Annotated in this window: 2 protein-coding genes and 1 pseudogene; 1 reads left to right on the top strand and 2 read right to left on the bottom strand. The window is 36.5% G+C overall.

What is annotated here, in order from left to right; translation table 11 throughout:
• Nucleotides 1-151: 151 nt before the first annotated feature.
• A complete protein-coding gene (locus CWC30_RS17685) occupies nt 152-760 on the top strand; it encodes a hypothetical protein (RefSeq protein WP_138627755.1) in 609 nt (202 codons plus the stop codon).
• Between the two features lie 202 nt (nt 761-962).
• Here CWC30_RS17685 and mobI read toward each other — a convergent pair.
• A pseudogene (gene mobI, locus CWC30_RS17680) lies at nt 963-1,343 on the bottom strand (conjugative transfer protein MobI(A/C)); the annotation flags it as partial.
• Between the two features lie 18 nt (nt 1,344-1,361).
• Nucleotides 1,362-1,532: a hypothetical protein gene (locus tag CWC30_RS18425; protein WP_171034752.1), complete on the bottom strand. Its 171-nt coding sequence runs from the start codon at nt 1,530-1,532 to the stop codon at nt 1,362-1,364.
• Between the last annotated feature and the right edge of the window lie 69 nt (nt 1,533-1,601).

Genomic DNA, 1,601 nt, shown 5'->3' with positions numbered 1-1,601 from the left:
GCATATTGAACGCTTCGAAGAAATGGACAATGCCAATCCACAATTGGAACCTGACATTGTCGCAATTAGCCATTCACTTCGAAGGTAGGTTAGATGGCGTGCTAGATATTTAGCAATTTAGGCTGACACAGAATTCTGAACGCCCTCCTTAGTGCTATTACATAGCTTGTTTAAGTCATTTAAAGCAAATAACTGCTCTATTACAATTACCTGGTGGGGACAAATATTCATCATCCCTAAACACAGCCACACTGCGTTTGAGTTGGCAGTTAACTACCAAGTCGCAAAGGTAGATATACCTAAGTTTGATGTTTTAACGAACAAACAGCACTTCATTAGATTGCGCCTTACGACTCCCAAACCTGTTTATACAGTGAGTTTAAAAGCGCATCGCACAAGGACGAAGTGGTATTGCATTCCTTTTGATTTAGAAAAAGGGGCTGCGCTTGAGCTTGCAGCTTCGTTGTATAAAGAGATGTTGATAAAAGTTAAGCGCTATCCCACCCCAGGGTTGGAAGTAAAAAAGCATACCTCATCTAACGCTAATATTGCAGCCATTATTCATTATGGTGCTGCAAAGTTTGGTGTAAGCTCACCATTTTACCGTTTATCTAAAACTATATTAAACCCACTTATAAGTGCTGGGGTTGAATTAATAGAGAGAAGTGTAATCATCAAAAGCTACTACCCTCGCAGAGATACGGAGTTTAGATTGGGTTATAAAGAACATAAATTTTTTAAACTATTTTTACCTAATTAAGGTAAGTAAGCTAAATTTTTTATTGTTGGCATATAGCTCAGACTGTATAAAAGTTAAATGCATAATTATTATTTATCAAATAATAGAAGTAAGCAATGTGGCTAATACAATGACCTTAAAAAGTTTCACATGTGAAAGTTTTTCCAAATAACGATAAAACTCAAAGCCCACTAAAATAGTGGGCTTTGTGCGATTTTTTAAATTATTTGGTTATAGGGTTTTCAAATTTATTGATATGATCTTCTAGCTTGTCCAAGGTTTTCAAATTCATTTTGATCATCCTCCGCATTGCACTGAGGTTTGCATTCATAATACGAATTAACTCAAATCCGGCTTCAGTTTGATTTATTATCGGCCGTTCATAATATTGTGCTCGATTAAAAGAAGTTTTTGAATAGCGGTGTTTTAGCTCTCGACAAATATGTTTGCTAAATACTTTATATCCTTCCCCCTCTTCCTTTTTAACAAATGTATTGTAGTACCAGTGCATTTCTAAACTGCTTTTTACCAATCGAACACGGCAGCCATGATGCCAAGGATAGCCAGGAGTGTCTTTAGTGCGATGTGCATGATTATGTAACCAATAATGGTCAGAGCAACGCTACCCTAGATAGCGAAGCTTGGCCCGTTCTAAATCTAATACTTTCAACATTGATTTTAAAGTACCACGACACTGTGAAAAAGCGGCTACTGTACCAATTATATGGTCTACATTTTCAGCTCTGGCGGCCTTATGCCAACTTGCTATTGCACTATCAGATTTATTAGTCATAAATATTTCCTCATTACATTATTGTTCAGGAAATTCTATAACTACAGCTAGTTAACCTCAGATCTGCAT

Origin of the sequence: Pseudoalteromonas sp. S4741 (assembly GCF_005886135.1) — a bacterium.
In the GTDB taxonomy this organism is placed as follows: Bacteria; Pseudomonadota; Gammaproteobacteria; order Enterobacterales; family Alteromonadaceae; genus Pseudoalteromonas; species Pseudoalteromonas tetraodonis.
Note: the sequence above shows the minus strand (reverse complement) of the source record. Positions and strands in the feature narration are given on the sequence as shown.

Bases quoted from the DNA above. Each gene is read 5' to 3' on its own strand.
- CWC30_RS18425 (WP_171034752.1), bottom strand. From the start codon at position 1,532: ATGACTAATAAATCTGATAGTGCAATAGCAAGTTGGCATAAGGCCGCC.